At 63.7% G+C, this 396-nt stretch carries 1 protein-coding gene; it reads left to right on the forward strand.

Going from position 1 to position 396, the window contains the following annotated elements:
- Nucleotides 1-396: patatin-like phospholipase family protein (locus AC1D0P_RS31130; protein WP_477680255.1), on the forward strand; the 396-nt coding region annotated here is incomplete at both ends.

Below are 396 nucleotides of genomic sequence, written 5' to 3' on the forward strand. Positions count from 1 at the left end.
CATGCAGGAGCATCTCGAAGGTATTTCGATAGAGAGCCTCGGCAGGCCTTTCGTTGCCGTCGCAGCCGAACTGAGGACCGGGCACGAAGTCTGGATCGAATCCGGTTCGCTGATCACCGCACTGCGTGCATCCTACGCGCTCCCCGGCATTTTCGAGCCGGTCCGCTGCAGCAACCGCATGCTGGTCGATGGCGCGCTGGTCAATCCGGTTCCGGTTTCCGTCTGCCGCGCCTACGAGCAGCCGCTGGTGGTCGCGGTCAACCTTCACTACGRCCTCTATGGCCGCTCGGCGGTGATCAAGGTCTCAGCCGACGACACCRTACCTGAAAAGCCGCACTACTCCCGCGATCCCGGCAGCAGCACGGCCGGCAGCCTCTGGGTGACGAGCGTGATGGT

The organism is Polaromonas sp. P1_G2 (genome assembly GCF_056405515.1).